18 protein-coding genes are annotated in these 18,706 nt (G+C 63.0%); 6 read left to right on the top strand and 12 right to left on the bottom strand.

Features of this window, described 5'->3' with window-relative positions:
- Positions 1-99: 99 nt before the first annotated feature.
- The 8 genes from ACFFNA_RS03810 to ACFFNA_RS03775 form a co-directional block, all read right to left on the bottom strand.
- Positions 100-1,581 carry a hypothetical protein gene (locus tag ACFFNA_RS03810; RefSeq protein ID WP_378915728.1) on the bottom strand — a complete coding sequence of 494 codons (1,482 nt, stop codon included), beginning with the start codon at positions 1,579-1,581 and terminating at the stop codon, positions 100-102.
- Positions 1,582-1,617: 36 nt separating this feature from the next.
- Positions 1,618-2,061, bottom strand: a complete 444-nt coding sequence (locus tag ACFFNA_RS03805; protein WP_378916380.1) for a GtrA family protein — start codon at positions 2,059-2,061, stop codon at positions 1,618-1,620.
- 10 nt (positions 2,062-2,071) lie between these two features.
- Positions 2,072-2,773: a class I SAM-dependent methyltransferase gene (locus ACFFNA_RS03800; RefSeq protein WP_378915726.1), complete on the bottom strand. Its 702-nt coding sequence runs from the start codon at positions 2,771-2,773 to the stop codon at positions 2,072-2,074.
- Positions 2,766-3,785, bottom strand: coding sequence for a glycosyltransferase family 2 protein (locus tag ACFFNA_RS03795; RefSeq protein WP_208647076.1), 1,020 nt, complete (start codon positions 3,783-3,785; stop codon positions 2,766-2,768). The genes ACFFNA_RS03800 and ACFFNA_RS03795 overlap by 8 nt, the downstream gene beginning before the upstream one ends.
- 126 nt (positions 3,786-3,911) lie before the next feature.
- On the bottom strand, positions 3,912-5,345 hold the full coding sequence (locus ACFFNA_RS03790) for a sensor histidine kinase (protein WP_378915723.1): 1,434 nt from the start codon (positions 5,343-5,345) through the stop codon (positions 3,912-3,914).
- On the bottom strand, positions 5,342-6,016 hold the full coding sequence (locus ACFFNA_RS03785; protein ID WP_111545373.1) for a response regulator transcription factor: 675 nt from the start codon (positions 6,014-6,016) through the stop codon (positions 5,342-5,344). Before ACFFNA_RS03785 ends, ACFFNA_RS03790 begins: the two co-directional genes overlap by 4 nt.
- Positions 6,017-6,056: 40 nt before the next feature.
- Positions 6,057-6,422 (bottom strand): hypothetical protein, encoded by a 366-nt coding sequence (locus tag ACFFNA_RS03780; RefSeq protein ID WP_378915721.1) that lies wholly within the window; start codon positions 6,420-6,422, stop codon positions 6,057-6,059.
- Between the two features lie 245 nt (positions 6,423-6,667).
- A complete protein-coding gene (locus ACFFNA_RS03775; RefSeq protein WP_378915719.1) occupies positions 6,668-7,285 on the bottom strand; it encodes an outer membrane protein in 618 nt (205 codons plus the stop codon).
- 455 nt (positions 7,286-7,740) lie between these two features.
- On the opposite strand from ACFFNA_RS03775, the gene ACFFNA_RS03770 reads away from it, so the two are divergent.
- Complete coding sequence (locus tag ACFFNA_RS03770) at positions 7,741-8,004, top strand: DUF6460 domain-containing protein (protein WP_111544604.1); 264 nt, start codon at positions 7,741-7,743, stop codon at positions 8,002-8,004.
- A gap of 77 nt (positions 8,005-8,081) precedes the next feature.
- Here the strand turns inward: ACFFNA_RS03770 and ACFFNA_RS03765 are convergent, their stop codons facing one another.
- On the bottom strand, positions 8,082-8,987 hold the full coding sequence (locus tag ACFFNA_RS03765; RefSeq protein ID WP_378915717.1) for a histone deacetylase family protein: 906 nt from the start codon (positions 8,985-8,987) through the stop codon (positions 8,082-8,084).
- Between the two features lie 132 nt (positions 8,988-9,119).
- On the opposite strand from ACFFNA_RS03765, the gene ACFFNA_RS03760 reads away from it, so the two are divergent.
- A complete protein-coding gene (locus ACFFNA_RS03760) occupies positions 9,120-10,460 on the top strand; it encodes an MATE family efflux transporter (protein ID WP_378915715.1) in 1,341 nt (446 codons plus the stop codon).
- On the opposite strand, the gene ACFFNA_RS03755 is transcribed toward ACFFNA_RS03760, so the two are convergent.
- The gene (locus ACFFNA_RS03755; protein ID WP_378915713.1) at positions 10,453-11,532 is read right to left on the bottom strand and encodes a quinone-dependent dihydroorotate dehydrogenase; all 1,080 of its coding nucleotides are present in this window, start codon (positions 11,530-11,532) and stop codon (positions 10,453-10,455) included. The genes ACFFNA_RS03760 and ACFFNA_RS03755 overlap by 8 nt on opposite strands.
- Complete coding sequence (locus ACFFNA_RS03750) at positions 11,529-11,879, bottom strand: DUF952 domain-containing protein (RefSeq protein WP_111544602.1); 351 nt, start codon at positions 11,877-11,879, stop codon at positions 11,529-11,531. Before ACFFNA_RS03750 ends, ACFFNA_RS03755 begins: the two co-directional genes overlap by 4 nt.
- 109 nt (positions 11,880-11,988) lie before the next feature.
- Here ACFFNA_RS03750 and ACFFNA_RS03745 point away from each other — a divergent pair, with 109 nt between their 5' ends.
- Both ACFFNA_RS03745 and ACFFNA_RS03740 read left to right on the top strand, forming a co-directional pair.
- The gene (locus tag ACFFNA_RS03745) at positions 11,989-12,417 is read left to right on the top strand and encodes a hypothetical protein (RefSeq protein WP_111544601.1); all 429 of its coding nucleotides are present in this window, start codon (positions 11,989-11,991) and stop codon (positions 12,415-12,417) included.
- Positions 12,418-12,543: 126 nt separating this feature from the next.
- A complete protein-coding gene (locus ACFFNA_RS03740; RefSeq protein WP_111544600.1) occupies positions 12,544-13,203 on the top strand; it encodes a response regulator transcription factor in 660 nt (219 codons plus the stop codon).
- A gap of 32 nt (positions 13,204-13,235) precedes the next feature.
- Here ACFFNA_RS03740 and ACFFNA_RS03735 read toward each other — a convergent pair whose 3' ends face one another.
- Positions 13,236-16,724 carry a PAS domain-containing hybrid sensor histidine kinase/response regulator gene (locus tag ACFFNA_RS03735; RefSeq protein ID WP_111545370.1) on the bottom strand — a complete coding sequence of 1,163 codons (3,489 nt, stop codon included), beginning with the start codon at positions 16,722-16,724 and terminating at the stop codon, positions 13,236-13,238.
- Positions 16,725-16,990: 266 nt separating this feature from the next.
- On the opposite strand from ACFFNA_RS03735, the gene mscL reads away from it, so the two are divergent.
- Positions 16,991-17,413 carry a large conductance mechanosensitive channel protein MscL gene (mscL, locus tag ACFFNA_RS03730; protein ID WP_111545369.1) on the top strand — a complete coding sequence of 141 codons (423 nt, stop codon included), beginning with the start codon at positions 16,991-16,993 and terminating at the stop codon, positions 17,411-17,413.
- Positions 17,414-17,523: 110 nt separating this feature from the next.
- The gene (locus tag ACFFNA_RS03725; RefSeq protein WP_378915709.1) at positions 17,524-18,690 is read left to right on the top strand and encodes a pyridoxal phosphate-dependent aminotransferase; all 1,167 of its coding nucleotides are present in this window, start codon (positions 17,524-17,526) and stop codon (positions 18,688-18,690) included.
- Positions 18,691-18,706: the final 16 nt, after the last annotated feature.

Genomic DNA, 18,706 nt, shown 5'->3' with positions numbered 1-18,706 from the left:
CTGTCCTCTGCCGTGCAACTTTGCTGCACCGCAACATGAGTGTCAAGGCATATGCCAGTTCGAATGCTGGCGAAGCCGGTTCGCGCCGGCGGAGCAGGATCAGGCGCCGGGCAGGTAGATCACCGCGTAATCGTCCGAATAGGCCCGCTTCCAGCCCAACTGGTCGAGGAAGGGAATGCGATTGTCGTCGGCTGCCAGCAGCGCCCAGCCTATTGCGTATTTCTTCAGCTGGGCTTCGAGGAGCGGCCTGCCGTTGCTGTGCCCCGTCTCGTCATCGGTTTTTGTGAAACCGCCTAGGAAGAGCTGGTCCGTCCGTCCGTCGATGTAAGTCTTGATCCCATGGAAAATCAGCGTGCCGCCGAAATTGTAGGAATTCAGCACGTTGCCGGACAGATGATGGCTTTCCGCGAATGCCAGCGCCCCGCTGGCCGAAGTCTTCGGGCTCGGCGCGACCTGATAGACGCTGCCGAACACGGCAACCGCGCCGATCAGCAAAACAGCTGTCGCGCCGCAGATCGCATAAAACCGCCTGGCAAAGAATTGTTCCAGCCCGTCGCGCTTTTCAGCCAGCCATGCGGTGGCCGAAAGCGAGGGGTACTGCTGTGCGACCTCCACCGCGACCACCAGTGGAACCAGGAGGAAGAACAGATACATGAAACGTATATGGGCGAGAAAGGCATGCAAGGTGAAGACGATGAACAACGCCTTGGCCCAGCCAATTCGCAACCGTGACACCAGCAGCCCGAAAAGCCCCACCAGCATCGCAACTTCCTGGACAACGAGATCCTGCGCATTGAACGGTCGCCATTCCGCGATCAGCGACACCGCCTCATTGCCATAGGCCACGGCGAAGGTCGCCAGGATGGCCTGGACGCCATAGGGGTGGATCAGGCTGACCAGCGGACAGAGCAGACCGAATGCGATCCATTTCGCCACGAGGGCCGGTTTCGAGAGACCCGTGCGCGTCAGCAGATCGAGACCGGCGAAAGCCGCGATGACGAAGCTCAGGGTGAAGGTAGCGTGCAGGTTCGCCCACAACACAACCAGCACAAGCAGCCACCAGGGTGGCGCGCGCTCTTCCCTTGCCGCACGAAAGAGCGTCGCCGTCCAGATGACGATGATCGGGAAGGTGAAGATATGTGGACGCCCCGTAAAGATCGGGGTGATCAGGGCCATCGCGACGAAGGCCAGCATGGTCGCCAGGATCGGCTTCAGCCATCTGCTGAGAAACCACCCGATCAGGAAAACCGTCAGGGATATCGTGGCGATGATCAGCGTGACCACGCCGTTCCAGCCTCCCGCCCGGTAGGCAAGAGCCAGCAGGACCTGCCCCAGCCATTCCTTGGCGATCCATGGCTGGCCGGCAAAGGTGTAGGAATAAGGGTCGACTGTCGGAAATGTCCGGTTTGCCAGGAAATCCAGCCCGACCTTCACCTGCCACCAACTGTCGGGATCCTGCAGGATGGCGGGGGCAAAGGCGGCCAGCACCGCCGCCATGATACAGGCGGTGAACAGGCAGAATATCAGCCGGATCCGCTCGTCGTAGGTTGCGGCCCCAGCACTGGCCTGAGCGTTGTTCATAGCGCCGCCTCTAATCGCTTCCGATGACAGTTTGGTTCAAGGAGTTCGACTGGTCGGCACCCGCCGGGGCCCATCGGTCACCCGACTATTCCGCTCGGCTTTATCGTCTTCGCGACCTCCGCGCCCGACAAACACGAAGTGAGCCGAACCGAGGTAGAAGACACCCGAATAGACGCAGATTCCCGCGAGGTGAACCAGGGGGCTTTCGGTGAAGCCTGCAGAACGGCCGGCGATCACGACTGCCAGATTGATGCTGTAGGCGAGCAGAAAGACGCCCCCATATCGCAGCAAGGTTCCGGGCCGGAAGCCATCGGCGCTGGTGAAGGTCCATTGGCGGTTGAGGAAGAAGCCGAGGACAAGGCCGGCGGCATAGCCCGTGGCATTGGCGAGGATGTCGCCAAGACCCAGTGCAAGCCCGGCCAGAATGACCGCGTAGCCCAGCGCCGTGTTCAACAGACCGACGGCGCCAAATCGCAGCATCCGCGGATAGTCAAACGGCAGATTTGACCGCATGCGCAAAATATTGGGCTCCGACCGGAATCTTGGTGAGGAAACGCTCGAACGGCCTCAACCTCGCAAGCAGCCGAGGAAAGAAGATCCGGTAGATGATCCGGGTGTTGGCAAGACCCGCCTCGGCCATGCGCCTGCGCATCTCGTGCGAATTTATCAAAACCGCGTTCTCGTCGAAGGCGCAATTTCTCACCGCTTGCGTGGTCAGCGGGTTCCACGGATTGTGTTCGAAAACAAAGAAGCTGCCGCCATCGGCCAGTACCCTGCCGATCTCCGCGAGCAGTCCGACCTGGAGGTCCTCGGGAATGTGGTGAAAGACGCAGGCCGCGAAAGCCAGGTCGAAGCTGCAGTCGGCAAAGGGAATTGTCTTGCCGTCGAAATGCGTGAAGGCGGCTTGGCCAGGGAAGCGCTTGCTGGCGATGTCGAGCGATTCCCGCGAAGGATCGAGCAAGGTGATCTCGCTGTCGGGAAAGGCGTTGCGCATATGGCCGAGCGAGTTGCCGACACCGGCGCCGAAGTCGAGTATCCGTCGCGGTTTCACACCAGCCCGCCGCAGCGTCGCGGCGATGTCGTCGATCTTGTATTTGGCGAAGAAGTCCGGCGTTTCGCCGCTCAGCCTTATGCTCGCGGCATGCTGCTCCTGGTATTCCCGCGCAAATTGGTCGAACTCCGCCTCAAGCACGTGCGGCCCTCTTTGCCATCTCCTGCAGGCGGTGGACGGGCAGATCCTTGTCCTCGATTGCCTGGCTGCGCGAAACGATCTCGTTGACGAAGTAAAGCGGCCGCCGCTTTGTCTCCATGTACATGCGCCCGAGATACTCGCCGAAGATACCAAGCACCATAAGCTGGACGCTGCCAAGGATCAGCACGATCGCGGCAAGGCTGGTCCAGCCGGGCAACACGTTTCCGACCGACCACTCGACCAGGGTGTAGCCGAGCACGACCATGCCCAGAAGCCCGAACAACATTCCAAGCAGCGAGGCGAACCGCAAGGGCGCGATGGAAAAGCTGGTCATCGCGTCGACCGCCAGAAGAACCATCTTCCTCAGCGGATAGTGGGTGGTGCCGGCAAAGCGCCGGTGCCGTTCATAGGGGAAGGCCACCTGTTTCAGCCCGATCCAGCTCACCATGCCGCGAATGAACCTGTAGCGTTCGGGCATCGCGTTCAGATGGTCGAGCGCGCGGCGGCTCATCAGACGGAAATCCCCCGAATTCGCCGCGATCTCGACGTCGACCATGCGGCGCAGCAAGCGATAGAATATCGACGCGGAGGCGAGCTTGAACCAGCTTTCCCCGTCGCGGCTCTGCCGCTGGCCGTAAACGACGTCGAAGCCTTCATTCATCTTCGCCATCATCGCGCCGAGCAGCTCAGGCGGATCCTGCAGGTCGGCATCGAGAATGAAAATGCGCTGGCCGCGACAGAATTCGAGCCCCGCGCTCAACGCGATCTGGTGGCCGTAGTTGCGGGCAAGGTCGATGGCGACGACATGGTCGTCCTTTTCGGCCAACTGGAAAATGGCCTCGCGCGTGCCGTCCGTCGCGCCGTCGATGACAAGGACGATCTCATAGGAGGATCCCTGTTCCAGGCATGCGGCCGTCACCCGTCGATGAAGTTCGGCCACCCCATCCAGCTCATTGTAGCATGGGACGACCACCGACAGCATGACGGCGCGTCGCGCGGTGTTTTTCTCCATCTCCACCAAAAGCCTTGCTCCCTCTATTCGATTGGGAATAGCGGCAATTGGTTAGAAAACAGATAAGCCAGCGGGGTCGGCCGTGGCCATTGGCCGGCCGCCTTTTTCGGTCGCCGGCGGCCACAGTCACGACCGAACCGGCAGTTCCATGCGGATGCGCGCACCGCGCCAGGTTCCCACCAATATCCGGATGGTGCCGTCGTGCAGCAGCGCGATCTGCCGTGCAAGGTTCAGTCCCAGCCCCGCCCCGCGCGACTGTGGCTGCAGGCGGTAGAAGGGCTCGAAGACATTCTCGTGCTCCTCGGCCGGAATGCCCGGGCCTTCATCGCGCACTTCTACGCCGCCGGTCTCGTCGACGGCTATGGTGATCGTGCCGCTGCCGCCGCCATGGTCGATGGCATTGCGCACCAGATTTGCCAGCGCACGCTCGATCTGCAGGACGTTGACCTCGACATGGGTCTTGTCGGGCGAGGGCTCGAAGGCAATGTCATAGCCGGCCTCGATGGCAAGCGGCGCGAAGTCGGCGGCGACCCGGCTGACAATGTCGCAGAGATCGATGATCTGGCGCTGGTCCGTCGGGCGGTCTAGCAATTGGTGGTCGAGCAGCTGTTGGGCAAGATGCGACAGGCGCTCGATGTCATGCAGCAGACGCGCGCTTTGCGGCTCCTGCTTCAGCAATTCCGCGCGTGTGCGCAAGATGGCGATCGGCGTGCGCAGTTCATGGGCCGCATCGGTGAGGAAGCGGTTGTGCCGGTCATAACCTTGGGCGAGGCGCGCCAGCGTCTGGTTGAACGCCTGCATCAAAGGCGCGATTTCCTGCGGCACGTTCTTGACCGGCAGCTGCATCGTCCGGGTACCGATATCGATGCGCGCGGCCTGCTGGACGGTTTCGACAAGGCCGGCAAAGGACCGGCGCACCACCGCAGGCGTAGTCACCAGGGTGGTGGTTCCCATGACGAGGACGATCGGCAACAGCAGGATGATGATGATGACCGCAAGCGCCGGAAGCGCTTTCTCCCAGTTTCTGCTGCCGTCCGGATTCCTGGCGACGTCGATCGTCGCCGAAATGTTGATCTCGAGGCCATCGGTTTCGTCGCGCGATGACCGTGTCGCGGCGATGATCTGCACCGTGCCGGCCCTGGTCGAAACCCTCTCGAGATAGGCTTCCGGCCTCAAATCGTCTTCGGAAAATCCGATGGTGGCATGATCGGCCTCGCCAAGCAGATCGCCAAAATTCCTGGCGTAAACATCGGGCACGTTGCCGAAATGGACGCTTTGGCCGCTGCCGTCGCGAACGATGTACCAGACATTCGGGAAGCCATCGCGAAAGGTAGCGAGCCCGTCGGTCTGATGGACGATCAGCTTGCCGTTCCCGTCTCGGTCGACGGCCTCCTTGATGGCGGCAACGGCAGCCTCGTTGTCGATCAGCAGCCGCGGATTGGCGATCCACAGCGCGGCCGCACACAGCACGATGAAGATGAGAAGCGTCGCCGCCTGCAGCAGGATCAGCCGCCGCACCAGCACCCATTGCAGCGAGCGCGTGCGCGGCTTTTTTTTCACGAGGCCGCCCGCAGGAGATAACCGAGGTTGCGGATGGCCCTGATCTCGATGCCGGCAGCGACATCGTCGAGCTTGCGCCGCAGCCGCGAAATGTGCGCATCCAGCGCGTTGGAGCCGATCTCGTCGTCAAGCGCATAGACGGCTTCTTCCAGGGCACCGCGCATGATGGTTCGGCCCGGCCTGCGGATGAGCGTTTCGAGCACCAGCCGTTCGCGCCGCGGCAACTCCAGCGCATGATCCTCGACAAGCGCCTCGCGATGGCGAAAATCATAGGTGAGGCGGCCGACCACCGTCTGGTTGGCGCGCGTGGTGAACGAGCGCCTGTGCAAGGCATTGAGCCTGGCAACCAGTTCCACCGTGGCGAACGGCTTGACCATGTAGTCGTCGGCGCCGGCATCGAGCCCGGCCACCCGGTCGTCGAGCCCGCTAAGCGCCGTCAGCGCGATGACAGGCACATCCAGATGCAAGGCCCGCAGGCGCGGTATCAGGCTGAGGCCGTCGCCATCCGGCAGGCGGCGGTCCAGCACCACGGCGTCGTGGTATCCGAGCCGGGCCATGGCCTCCGCATCGGCCAGTGTCGCGGCATGGTCGACGATGATATCCTGGCGCTCGAGCGCCGTCTTCAGCACCGAGGCCATTTCCGGTTCGTCCTCGATCAGCAGGATGCGCATGCGCATTCTCCGTCACGGGCAACCAGCGTGCTGAAGCAATTCATTCGCATTCCAGCTTCGGTTGGCGAAAATTGGTGATGAACCATCGGCCGCCCGAAGAGCGGGCGTAGAACGTATAGAAGCATTCCTGACGCTCGATATAGCCCGGCGTTTCGGTCTCTTCGTAGACGGTTCCGTGTTTTGTGTGGCGAACCTCGCCGCTGGAGGTCCCGGAAACCGCGTTGGTGGATATTTTGCGCCACTGATAGGCCCGCTCGCCCTGGCCGAGGTCAACGACGGCGGTTGGCGGACCGTAGTCCAGAATGACCGATTCGACCGGTTGCCCGATGTAGTTCTTCATGATGTCGGAGGCGCACCCCGTCAGCGCCAGCACGATTGCGACGAAGACCGCCCTTGAGATCCACATAAGATGGTTTGCGCTGCATTTGGGCATTATCTGATTCCCCTCATCAAGGTCATCCGCGGCACCTAGGGTGTGAAGATTGCATCGACATTACGCAGGAGCTGGCTGAGGCGCGGTCAACTGATGCGCGTCGATGCCGGCGCAGATGGAGGCACGCATTGCGCGGCACCCATTGCCTCCGGGCACCGCGCAAGGTCTGTTCGAACGGACTACAAGACGGCTGAGTTCAACCGAACCGGGGGCCTTCTCTAGAACCGATAGTTGATGCCGGCCTTCAGTTCATGGCTGCCGTTCGTCGCCTTGGATTTGCCAAAGGCCGACGTGGTTTCGACGCCGGGTGTGCGGACATAGTCATATTCGACCTTGGCCGAGAGGCCGCCGGCGAAAGCCTGTTCGATGCCGGCGCCGACAAGATAGCCGAGTTTCCATCCGTCGGTGCTGCTCACCTTGTCGCCCTTGTCGAATTTGGTCAGCGCAACGCCCCCGGTTCCGAACAGCAGCGTCTGGTCGAAGCTCAAGCCGGCCCTGGCCTTGGCGGCACCGCGCCACTTTTCCTTGATCTTGCCGCCCTCGACGTCGTGCTCGGCGCCGCCCAGATAGGAGCCTTCGATCTCGGCCCCCAGGATTCCCGGTCCTACTTGCTGATTGTAGCCGGCCTGGATACCGCCGCTGAGACCGTTCCGGCCGGCAAACGGGTTCGGCATCCCTGTAAACGCCGTGCCGCCATGCACGCCGACATAAGCGCCGCTCCACTCGAAGGCGGGGGGATCGTTGTAGGTCGGCGAAAGATCGGCAGCCATTGCCGAACCGTTCAGGCACATGGCAAGCGCACTTGCCGTCAGCAGCATCATTGCTTGGGGGGACATTGCATTACTCCACACGCACGCGCATCCGACGACACGCAGGTTGATCTCCTAGGAGCCTGATCGTTGGGGCGGTCATGCTCCGGCTCACTTGTCTCACCGGGAATGGTCGCGCGGGTCACGAGAACTGACGCAAGGCAGTCGTGGTGGGTGACCGGATCTTTCGCGCAACCTCTGCCTGAAAGACGTGGATTATCTCGCAGGCGAAAATTGCACGCACATTGCGGGAAATCGAAAAATGAAGATTTTTCGCTTTATTTTCAAAAAATTAAAGCGACGCTGGTTACCCATTATTAACCAATCGGCATGGGTTCGATCAGTATAATTCGCACGACAGTGCCGCGCTCTGTCTCGCCCAAGGCCCCCGATATCCAATCAAACCTGTCGGCTTGAAGCCGGGAAGCCAAGTGCGTATGTCTGGGCCGACGCCCTCGGGCACCTCAATCGGGAGACGGGCCTTGTCTGCATTGACGCGCTTTCTCGGCGACTCGCCGTTCAGGGTGATCCTGAAGCTGCTTGTGGTGTCGTTCCTCGTCGGCCTGGTCATGAATGCCTTCGGCTGGTCGCCGATGGACGTCCTGTACGGCATCCAGAAGTTTTTCCGCGACCTGTGGAACCTCGGCTTCCACGCCATCGATCGCTTTCTGGGATATATCCTGCTGGGTGCGGCGATCGTCGTTCCGGCCTTCATCCTGCTCAGGATCGCCAGCTACCGGAAATAGGGCATGATCCCGAACCGCAGGTCCGCGTCAGCGAAACTTGGGAACCGGTTTTCGGACAAGATCATGCTTGAAGGGGATTATCGGGCATAGGCCGAGGCGACCTCGAACAGGATGGCGTGGCGTGCGGCGAGCGTTGCCACATCGGTTGAATAACCGCCACCGATGACGCCGCAGGCGGGAATGCCGAGCGCACGGAAGTGGCTGATCACCATGTCGTCGCGGGCGCGCAGGCCGTCATCCGATAGCGACAATCGTCCAAGCCTGTCCTGGGCGTGGACGTCGACGCCGGCATTGTAGAAAACAATATCCCAATGCGCCCTGGCCGACAGCTCCGGCAGGATGGCTGCGAGCCCCTCTATGTAGGCAGCGTCACCTGTGCCATCGGGCAGGGCGATGTCGAGGTCGGAGGCGATCTTGCGCGCGGGGTAGTTGCGGTCGCCATGCATGGAAAAGGTGAACACGCGCGGATCGTCCGCGAGAATGTCCGCCGTGCCGTCGCCCTGATGCACGTCGAGATCGACGACCAGGATGTTTTGTGCGGCGCCTTCGGCGAGCAGGACCAGCGCGGCGACAGCGACATCGTTGAAGGTGCAGAAGCCGGCGCCTTGCGCGCGCCGCGCGTGATGGCTGCCGCCGGCGGTGTTGCAGGCGATGCCGTGGCGCAAGGCGAGCCGCGCCGCCAGCACCGTGCCACCGGTGGCAAGCTGCGCGCGCAGCGAGACACGCGGGCCGACCGGAAAGCCGATCTCACGCTCGATTTTTTCAGGCACGGAGAAGCAGATGACCTGGTCGACATACTCCGCCGCATGGGCAAGCTTCAGCCATGATGCCGGCGCGGGTTCGGCCATGTTGAGCGCGTCGGGTCCGGCCAGTCCGCGTGCGCGCAAGGCGTCCATCAGCAGCGGATATTTGCTCATCGGAAAGCGATGGCTGATGGCGAAGCCGGCGTCGTAGTCGGGATGGTGGACGATCTGCAGGGGCATGAACTGGATCCGGCGGGCTCGCGCCAGACCGGGGATTCGGTTGGCCGTCACGGGATGGGTGATTGCGCGATGCCGGCAAAATGGGGCACACCGCCTGTTCGATCAAGCCGCAATCAGCAAGGCAGCAATCCTTTGGACAAGGGTGCAACCCCAGCCGACGCCAGATCCTTTGTCGTCACCAATCGTTCCGTGCTCGCCATAGCGGTGCCGATGACGCTTGCCTATCTGACGACGCCGATGCTCGGCCTGGTCGATACGGCGGTTGTCGGCCAGTTCGGCGACGCGGCCTTGCTTGGCGGCCTGGCGGCCGGCGCGCTGATCTTCGACGTCGTCTTCACCACCTTCAATTTCCTGCGCTCGGGCACCACCGGTCTCGTCGCCCAGGCTTTCGGGCGCGGCGACGAACTGGAGGAACAGGCGGTGTTCTGGCGCGCCGTGCTGATCGCGGTTGTCGCCGGCATCGTGCTCGCAGCGCTTGCGCCGCTGGTCGCCGTCGCCGGGCAAAAGTTCATGGGCGCCGAACCGCGCGTCAGCGAGGCGATGGGCGTCTATATCCGCATCAGGTTGCTCGCAGCCCCCTTCTCGCTGATCAACTATGCCATCCTCGGCTATGTCCTGGGCCGCGGCGAGGGCGGGCTCGGGCTGATGCTGCAATTGGTGCTGAACGGCATCAACATCGCGCTCTGCTTCCTGCTTGGATTGAAGCTTGGCTGGGGCGTCGCCGGCGTCGCCTGGGCGACCGTCACCGGTGAGTTCCTCGCCATGCTGCTCGGCCTGGCCATCGTGGTCCGCCGGTTCCGGGCGGCCCCGTCTTTGCCACGTCACCGCCTGCTCGACATGGCCGCCTTCCTGCGCATGCTGTCGCTCAACCGCGACATCATGATCCGCTCGTTCTCGCTGCTTGCCGCCTTCGCGCTGTTCACCCGCCAGGGCGCGCAGTTCGGCACGGTGACGCTCGCCGCCAACGCCGTGCTGATGAATTTCTTTCTCGTTGCCGGCTATTTCCTCGATGGCTTTGCCACCGCCGCCGAGCAACTGGCGGGCCGTGCCGTCGGCGCGCGTGCCGCCACACCGTTCCGGCAGGCTGTGCGGCTCACCTTGTTTTGGGGGTTCGGGCTGGCGGGTGCGGCCACGCTGATCTTCTGGCTGGGCGGTGCCGGTTTGGTCGCCTTGGTCACAACGTCGCTGGACGTTCGCGCCGTCGCTGACATCTATCTGCCCTGGGCGGCATTGACGCCGCTCAGCGGTGTGCTGGCATTTCAGATGGACGGTGTTTTCATCGGCGCCACCTGGTCGCGCGACATGCGCAACATGATGCTGCTGTCGTTCCTCGTCTTCTCAGGCGCGCTGCTGACTCTGGCGCCCACCTTCGGCAATCATGGCCTGTGGGCGGCGCTGCACGTCTTCCTGCTGGCGCGGGGCTTCAGCCTGCTTACGATTTTGCGGCTCAGGGTGCGGACGGCGTTCAGCTGAGCGGCTTCGATGCCCATTGATCGAGATGGCCGTCGCGCAACTCGCGAATGGATCTGAGCCGCTCCGTTTCGGCAAAGCGTGCCATCCCGGCGACGATGCGGCCCGGCAGTGCGGGGCCGGCATAGATCATGCTGGTGTAGAGCTGAACGAGATCGGCGCCGGCGCGGATCTTTTCCAGCGCCGCGTCGGTGGAATCGACGCCGCCGACGCCGATGATTGCAAGCTCTGGCCCGAGCAGTTTGCGCATCCTGGCCAGCACGATGGTCGAGCGTTCGAACAGCGGCCTGCCGGAGAGCCCGCCGGTCTCGCGCGCGGCGTCGCCGTTGAGCAGCGCTGGCCGGGAGATGGTGGTGTTGGAGACGATGACACCGTCGATCTGCTTCTCGGTGACCTCGGCGGCGATGTCTTCCAGTTCGGCCTCGACCAGGTCCGGCGCGATCTTGAGGAGGACCGGCGGCTGTGCCGTTGCAGCGGCGCGCGCGGCCATGACGCGTGACAAAAGCTCGCCGAGCTGCTCGCGCGCCTGCATGTTGCGCAGGCCCGGCGTGTTGGGCGATGAGATGTTGACCGTCAGATAGCTGGCATAGGGCGCAAAGCGGGCGACGCCTCGCTCATAGTCGCCGATGCGGTCGGCACTGTCCTTGTTGGCGCCGATGTTGACGCCGACGATGCCGCTGCGGCCCTTGCGGGCAGCGAGGCGCTTTTCGGCGGCCGCATGGCCTTCATTGTTGAAGCCCAGCCGGTTGATCACCGCTTCATCCGCCGTCAGCCGGAAGATGCGCGGCTTCGGGTTGCCGGCCTGTGGCAGCGGCGTGATCGTGCCGACCTCGGCAAAGCCGAAGCCGAGCCCAAGCAGCGCATCGGGCACCTCGGCGTTCTTGTCATAGCCGGCAGCCATGCCGAGCGGGTTGGGGAAATCGAGGCCGCAGACCGTCACCTTCAGCCGCGCATCGCGCGTTGTCCGCGCGCCGACAGGCAGGCCGCATCGCAGCGCCGCGATCGACATGCCATGCGCGGTTTCCGGATCGAATGTGAACAGCAGCTTCTGGCCGAGCCTGTCGAGCACGCTCATTCGGCCTCCAGTGCCGGGAACTGGTGGGTACCGTCGGCGCCAAGCGGCAGCGGTCGGACCCACAGGACGGCTTTCAGGTCCAGCACGCCATAGAGATGCGGAAACAGCGCGCCGCCGCGCGAGACCTCGTATTTCAGCGCTGCGCCCAGACGCGAGCCGTCGATGGCGACCAGCAGAAGGCCGGTCTGGCCGGCAAAATGCTTTGCCGCCGTTTCCTTGACCTGCCCTGCCGTGGAGAAATGAATGAAGCCGTCCGCGACATCGATCGGCGCGCCGGTGAAGCAGCCATTTGCTTCGGCCTCGCGCCAGGGCGCTTGCGGGGTTATCTTGTAGATAAACTGAGACATGGTTGCGCTATAGTCCGAACCAGCCACGCGGGAAAGACCACGCCAAGGGTCTTCCCCATTTCCGGCGCAAACATGCGATAAATCTGACTTTGGCCATGGAGGATACAACATGCGTCTGCAGCACATCTTGATCCCCGCCGCGCTGGTTTCGCTGGTCGCGGCATCCGCATATTCGGAAGAAACCGATCGCTACCGGCTGGAAAAGTCTGATAACGGCTATGTCCGCATGGATACGCAGACCGGTGCGATGTCGATCTGCGAGGAGCGCTCCGGTCAGCTCGTCTGCAAGATGGCGGCCGACGAACGCGCCGCTTTCCAGGACGAGGTCGACCGCCTCCAGACCTCGATGAAGGCGATGGACGAGCGGGTCACCAAGCTCGAGAATTCGCTCTCCGCCCGCCTCGAATCGCAATTGCCGAGCGAGGAGGATTTCAACAAGACGATGAGTTACATGGAGCGTTTCCTGCGTGGCTTCATGGGCATCGTCAAGGATTTGGACAAGGACAACGGCGCCCAGCTCAACTCGCAGAAGACCTGAGCGCTCGAAACAGGGAAATCGCGGCGCGCTGGCTTTGCCGCTTGAAAACAGCGCGCAGCCCCTCATAATCGTCCAACTGATCCCAGAAAAAAGCTAAAAATCATCGGGGGATTCGGGGAGGGACATTTGCCGGCAGGCTATTCTTTCGTCATCGCCGACGATCACCCGCTGTTTCGTGGTGCGCTGCGCGAAGCGCTCGCCGGCATCGGCAATGTCGCGGCGATCCACGAGGCCGGCGATTTCGAGAGCGCCAAGGCGCTGGTCGTGGCCAATGAGGATGTCGATCTGGTGCTGCTCGATCTGTCGATGCCGGGCGCCAGCGGCCTTTCCGGCCTGATATCGCTGCGCGGCATCCATCCGGCGGTGCCGCTGGTCGTGGTCTCGGCACATGACGATCCGGCGACCATCAGGCGTGCGCTCGATCTCGGCGCTTCCGGCTTCATCTCCAAGTCGGCCAGCATGGAGGAGATCCGCGATGCCGTGCAGTCGGTGCTTGCCGGAGACATCGCCGCGCCCGTCGGCGTCGATCTCGGCGTCGAGCGCGATCCCGAGATTTCCGACCTGATCAAGCGCCTGCAGGCGCTGACGCCGCAGCAGACCCGCGTGCTCGGCATGCTGGCCGAGGGCCTGCTCAACAAGCAGATCGCCTATGAACTCGGCGTCTCCGAGGCGACGATCAAGGCGCATGTCTCGGCCATCCTGCAAAAGCTCGGCGTCGACAGCCGCACCCAGGCGGTGATCCTGCTGTCCAAGATCGGCGGCGACCCGTTGCAGACGGCCGGCTGACACGCGGTCCCCGGCGAAATCAAACGACTGGATTATTCGGCGGCCGATGCCAGCGGCCTGACCCTGGCCATCGTCGAACGCAGCACCGCCGGTTTCAGCGGCTTGTTGATCAACGGAATCTCGAGCCCGCCCGCGACTGTGCGCACCTCGTTGGAGCGGTCGGCGGTGACCAGCACGGCCGGCAGGGTGTCGCCATGGATCGCGCGCAACCTGACGATGATGTCGAGGCCGGTTTCACCGTCGAGATGGTAGTCGGCAAGGACGATGTCCGGGCGGTGCATCGTGGCACTCGCCAGATCCCTTGAGCCGGACACCGTGTCGACACTGCAGCCCCAGCCCTCGAGCAGGAGCCGCATGCCTTCGAGGATGCGGGCATCGTTGTCGATACAGAGCACGCGCAACCCGGCCAGCGAAGCCGTCGCATGGGCAGGAGCCCTGGTTTCGATCTCGCGTCGCGGCTCCTGTACCGCCGCGACCGGCAGGATGACGGAGAAGCGCGTACCCTTGGCCGGATTGGAAAAGATCCGGATCTCCAGGCGCAACACCCGGGCGATACGGTCGACGATGGAGAGGCCGAGACCGAGGCCCTCGGCTTCGCGCGCACCTTCGTCCAGCCGGGTGAACTCGTGAAAGACAGTGTTCAACTTGTCGCCGGCGATGCCGATGCCGGTGTCGATCACCTGGATCTCGGCCAGTTCGCCGCGTCGCCGCACGCCAACCAGCACACGGCCGTTCCGCGTGTATTTGATGGCGTTGGAGACGAGATTCTGGATCAGGCGGCGCAGCAGGTTGCGGTCCGTCATCACGGTCAGCGATGACGGCATGATCGTCAGGCCGAGCTTCTTTTCGGCGGCCAGCGGCCGAAAATCATTGCCGATCTGGCGCAGCAGTCCGTCGAGGTTGAAGGCGGTGTCGTCCGGCTTCATTGCGCCGGCATCGAGGCGGGAGATATCGAGCACGGCGCCGAGAATGGTCTCGACCGATTCCAGCGAGGATTCGATGTTGACCGCTGCCTTGCCGGCAGGCCCCTTGCCGGCCTTCTCGATCAGTGACGAGCAATAGAGCCGGGCGGCATTCAGCGGCTGCAGGATGTCGTGGCCAGCGGCAGCGAGGAAGCGCGTCTTGCCGAGATTGGCTTCCTCGGCCAGCATCTGTGCCTGCGCCAGTTCCTCGTTGACGCGGGTCAACTCGATGGTGCGGGTCTTGACGCGCTGCTCCAGTGATTCATTGGCGCGCTTCAGCGCCAGATCCTGTTCTACGCGTCCGGAAATGTCGGCATAGGTGGCGACGATGCCGCCATCCGGCATCGGGTTGGAACGCAGCTCCAGGATGCGGCCGCTGGTCTTCAATTCCATCTGCCATGGGCTGACGAAACTGGTCAGCCGGTTGAGCATCGCCACACGCTGGTCCGCCGGAATGTCGCCACGCTCGGCGAGATGGCGCAGGATGCGGTCGAGCGAGACGCCGACCTGACCCATCTCGTCGGGCAGGTCGAACAGCGCCCGGTACTGGCGGTTCCAGCAGATCAGGCGGAAATCGCGATCGAAGACGGTGATGCCTTGCTCCATCTGGTCGAGCGCGATCTGCAAGAGGTCGCGGTTGTGCTGCAGCGCCTCGGTGGCGTCGTCGAGCAGCCGGAAGGCATCCTTGGATTCGCGGTCGTGGCGCCGAAACAGCAGCGACAGGATCAGCCGTGCCGAGGAAGAACCGACGGCGCTGGCCAGCAGCTGCTCGGAAAATCGGATGACGTCCATGCTCGCCTGCTCGTTGCCGTGCAGCGAGGCACCGTTGGTCTTTTCGAACGACTGGAAGGACCGCTCGGTGCGCTCGACGCCGAGATAGCGCGAGATCGTGTCCTTGAGGTCGTTGACAGTGATGGCGGTGCGGAAGCGGCGCAGGCTGGGCATCGGGCCGGCATCGCGCGGCACGAAGATCGACGCCTGGATGCGTTCCAGCGGCACCGACGCGCGCGACAGCGAGCCGAGCACGAAGAACACCGCATTGATCGACAGGCTCCACAACACGCCGTGGTTCAGCGGTTCGGCGACGGTGCCGAACAGTGCCTGCGGCCGCAACGCCTCGAAGCCGAACAGTCCGTGCACGATGATACCGGTATCGGGTGCGGCAAGCGATGGAAACAGCAGCGTGTAGCCCCAGACGAGGATGCCGGCGACCATGCCGAGTGCTGCACCCCTGCCATTGGCGCCGCGCCAGATCAGCCCGCCGATCAGCGCCGGCGCGAACTGGGCGATGGCCGCGAAGGACATCAGGCCGATCGACGACAGGCGCGCGCTGTTGGTGCTCTCACGGTAGTAAAGGAAGGCGATGAACAGCAGGATGAAGATCGCCCCGCGCCGCACATTGAGGATGAGCGTCGACCAGTCTTCGTTCTCGGAGGTCGAGGTCTTGAGCAGGCGGCGCACGAACAGCGGAATGACGAGGTCGTTGGAGATCATGATCGACAGCGCGACGCTTTCGACGATCACCATGGCCGTTGCCGCCGACAGGCCGCCGATGAAGGCTGCCATCGCCAGCAGATCATGGCCGCTGAACAAAGGCAGCGACAGCACATAGAGATCGCTGCTGGTCCCGGTGCCGACCAGCGACAGGCCGGCAAAGGCGATCGGCAGCACGAACAAATTGATCGCCACGAGGTAGAGCGGAAACACCCATGTCGCGGTGCGCAACTCGGCCTCGTCGCGGTTCTCGACGATGGTGACGTAGAATTGCCGCGGCAGCATGATGATGGCAAAGCCGCTCAGGCAAGTCAGCACCAGCCAGGTGGCAAGCGAGGTGCTGTAGCCCATCGCCTGCCGGACCTGTGCGTTCTGGGCGAGCTTGTCGAACATATCGCCCGGGCCGCCGAAAATCAGGAAGGTGACCATCAGGCCGATCGCCAGGAAGGCGGCGAGCTTGACCACGGTCTCGACCGCCACTGCGAGCACCAGCCCGTCCTGATGTTCGGTGGCGTCGGCGTGGCGGGTGCCGAACAGCACCGCAAACAGCGCCAGCAGCATGGCAACGACCAGCGAGATGTCGCTGACGAACGGATCGAAGGAGGGTGGTGAGCCCGTGTAGTGCTCGACCATCAGGCTGACCGAACCGGAGATCGCCTTCAACTGCAGCGCGATATAGGGCACCGCGCCGATGGTGGCGATCAGGGTCGCGATCGCGGCGACGGTGAAGCTCTTGCCATAGCGGGCGCCGAGGAAGTCGGCGATCGAGGTGATCTTCTCTGTCTTGGCCAGCCGCACGATGCGGTTGAGCAGCGGAAAACCGAACACGAACACCAGTATCGGGCCGGTATAGATGCCGAGGAATTCGAGGCCGCGCTCGGAGGAGAGGCCGACCGAGCCGAAGAAGGTCCAGGACGTACAGTAAATGGCAAGGCTGAGCGCGTAGATGAACGGCCGCGCCCGGCTCGGCCCGGATATCGCCGAACGGCGATCGCCCAGGCTGGCGATGGCGAACAACAGCGTCACATAGGCGATCGCGATGATGACGATGAACAAGCCCTGCACGCCTGGAATTTCCTCCTTTGCCGTCTTTTTGTCCGGCTTGTCCGAACGCAATCACAGCTTGGCGTCCGAGTCCATTGCGGCTTTGGAAGCATGATTGCGGCCGCGACATTCAGACACCACACAGCCAAGGTGCCGCAAGGTAAGGCGAAACCGGTTGTTTTCTCCTTTTCGCCCATGTTGCAACCCCAGGTTTTTGTTATGTTGTCTTCAGGTCGATGCCGCAAGGACGGAACGGCAGCGGGGCCGGTCATGACAAGGAGGGTCGAATGCTGAAAGAATTCCAGGAATTCATTTCCAAGGGCAACGTGATGGACTTGGCCGTCGGCGTCATCATCGGCGCTGCTTTTGGCAAGATTGTCGATTCCCTTGTCAACGATATCATCATGCCGATCGTCGGCGCGATTTTCGGTGGATTGGACTTCAACAACTATTTCTTTGGACTGTCCTCGGCCGTCAACGCCACCTCGCTGGCGGACGCCAAAAAGCAAGGCGCTGTTTTCGCCTTTGGCAGCTTCATAACGGTGGCGCTGAATTTCATCATCCTCGCTTTCATTATCTTCCTGATGGTCAAGGCGGTGAACAATCTGCGCAAGCGGCTTGAGGCCGAGAAGCCGGCAGCACCTGCCGCGCCGCCGCCCGCCGACGTTGCGCTGCTGACCGAAATTCGCGACCTGCTCGCCAAAAGATAGTTTAGTACAGCATTGCTGGACCAAAACCCCGGTCGTTCGCGGCCGGGGTTTTCTGTTTTCGCATCTGGTAAGGAGCGCTGATTAACGCCCGAGATTGGAACGGAGCCGCCATGACCTTGATCGACAGCTTGCGCGCGGAAGCCCGCGCAGCGCCCGAAAGCGGCATTGTCGCCGTCGTCAATTACGGCCGCCTGCGCGAGGGCATGATCCCGCTCTGGGCCGGTGAGGGCGACCTGCCGACGCCTCCATTCATCACCGATGCCGCGTCGAAGGCGCTGGCCGGCGGCGAGACGTTCTACACCTGGCAAAGGGGCATCCCCGATCTCAGGCAGGCGCTTGCCCGCTACTACGCCAGGCATTTCGGCAAGACCTTCCCCGAGGAACAGTTCATCGTCACCGGGTCCGGCATGCATGCCATCCAGCTGGCGCTCGACGCGCTCGCCGGCGCCGGCGACGAGGTTGTCTATCTGTCGCCGGCCTGGCCGAATTTCGACGCTGCCGCGGTGATATCGGGAGCCGTTCCGGTGCCGGTCACGCTCGACCATTCCGGCAATGGCTGGTCCTGCGACGTCGAGAAGATCGCGGCGGCGATCACGCCGCGCACCAAGGCGCTGTTCATCAACACGCCGTCGAACCCGACGGGCTGGACCGCCGACCATGAGACCTTGCAGGCGATCCTCGATCTTGCGCGTGCGAAAAACCTCTGGATCATCGCCGATGAGATCTATTCGTTGTTCCACTATGGCCATGGCCGTGCGCCGTCCTTCCTCGACATCGCCACTGCCGAGGATCGCATCCTGTTCGTCAACAGTTTCTCCAAGAACTGGGCGATGACCGGCTGGCGCGTCGGCTGGATCAAGACCCATCCCGCCTTGCAGCAGGTGTTCGAGAACCTGATCCAGTATTCGAACTCCGGCGTCGCCCAGTTCATGCAGCGCGGCGCGGTCGCCGCCCTTGATGAGGGCGATGGTTTCATCGCCGAACAGATCGAGCGGGCGAGGAAGGCGCGCGACCTGGTCTGCGGCATTCTCGGCGCCACCGGCCGCGCCCGGTTCACCGTGCCGCAAGGCGCGTTTTATCTGTTCTTCACGGTCGACGGCATCACCGATTCACGGAGCGCCGCTTTCGACATCGTCGACAAGGCCAATGTCGGTCTGGCGCCCGGCACCGCCTTCGGCCCCGGTGGCGAAGCCTTTCTCAGGCTGTGCTTCCACCGCCGCCTCGACCAGGTCGAGGAAGCGGCGCACCGGCTGGCGAAGTGGATGAAGAGCGTTTGAGTAGAGTTTCAAACGG

The organism is Mesorhizobium kowhaii (assembly GCF_042431665.1).
Classification (GTDB): Bacteria; Pseudomonadota; Alphaproteobacteria; order Rhizobiales; family Rhizobiaceae; genus Mesorhizobium; species Mesorhizobium kowhaii.
Note: the sequence above shows the minus strand (reverse complement) of the source record. Positions and strands in the feature narration are given on the sequence as shown.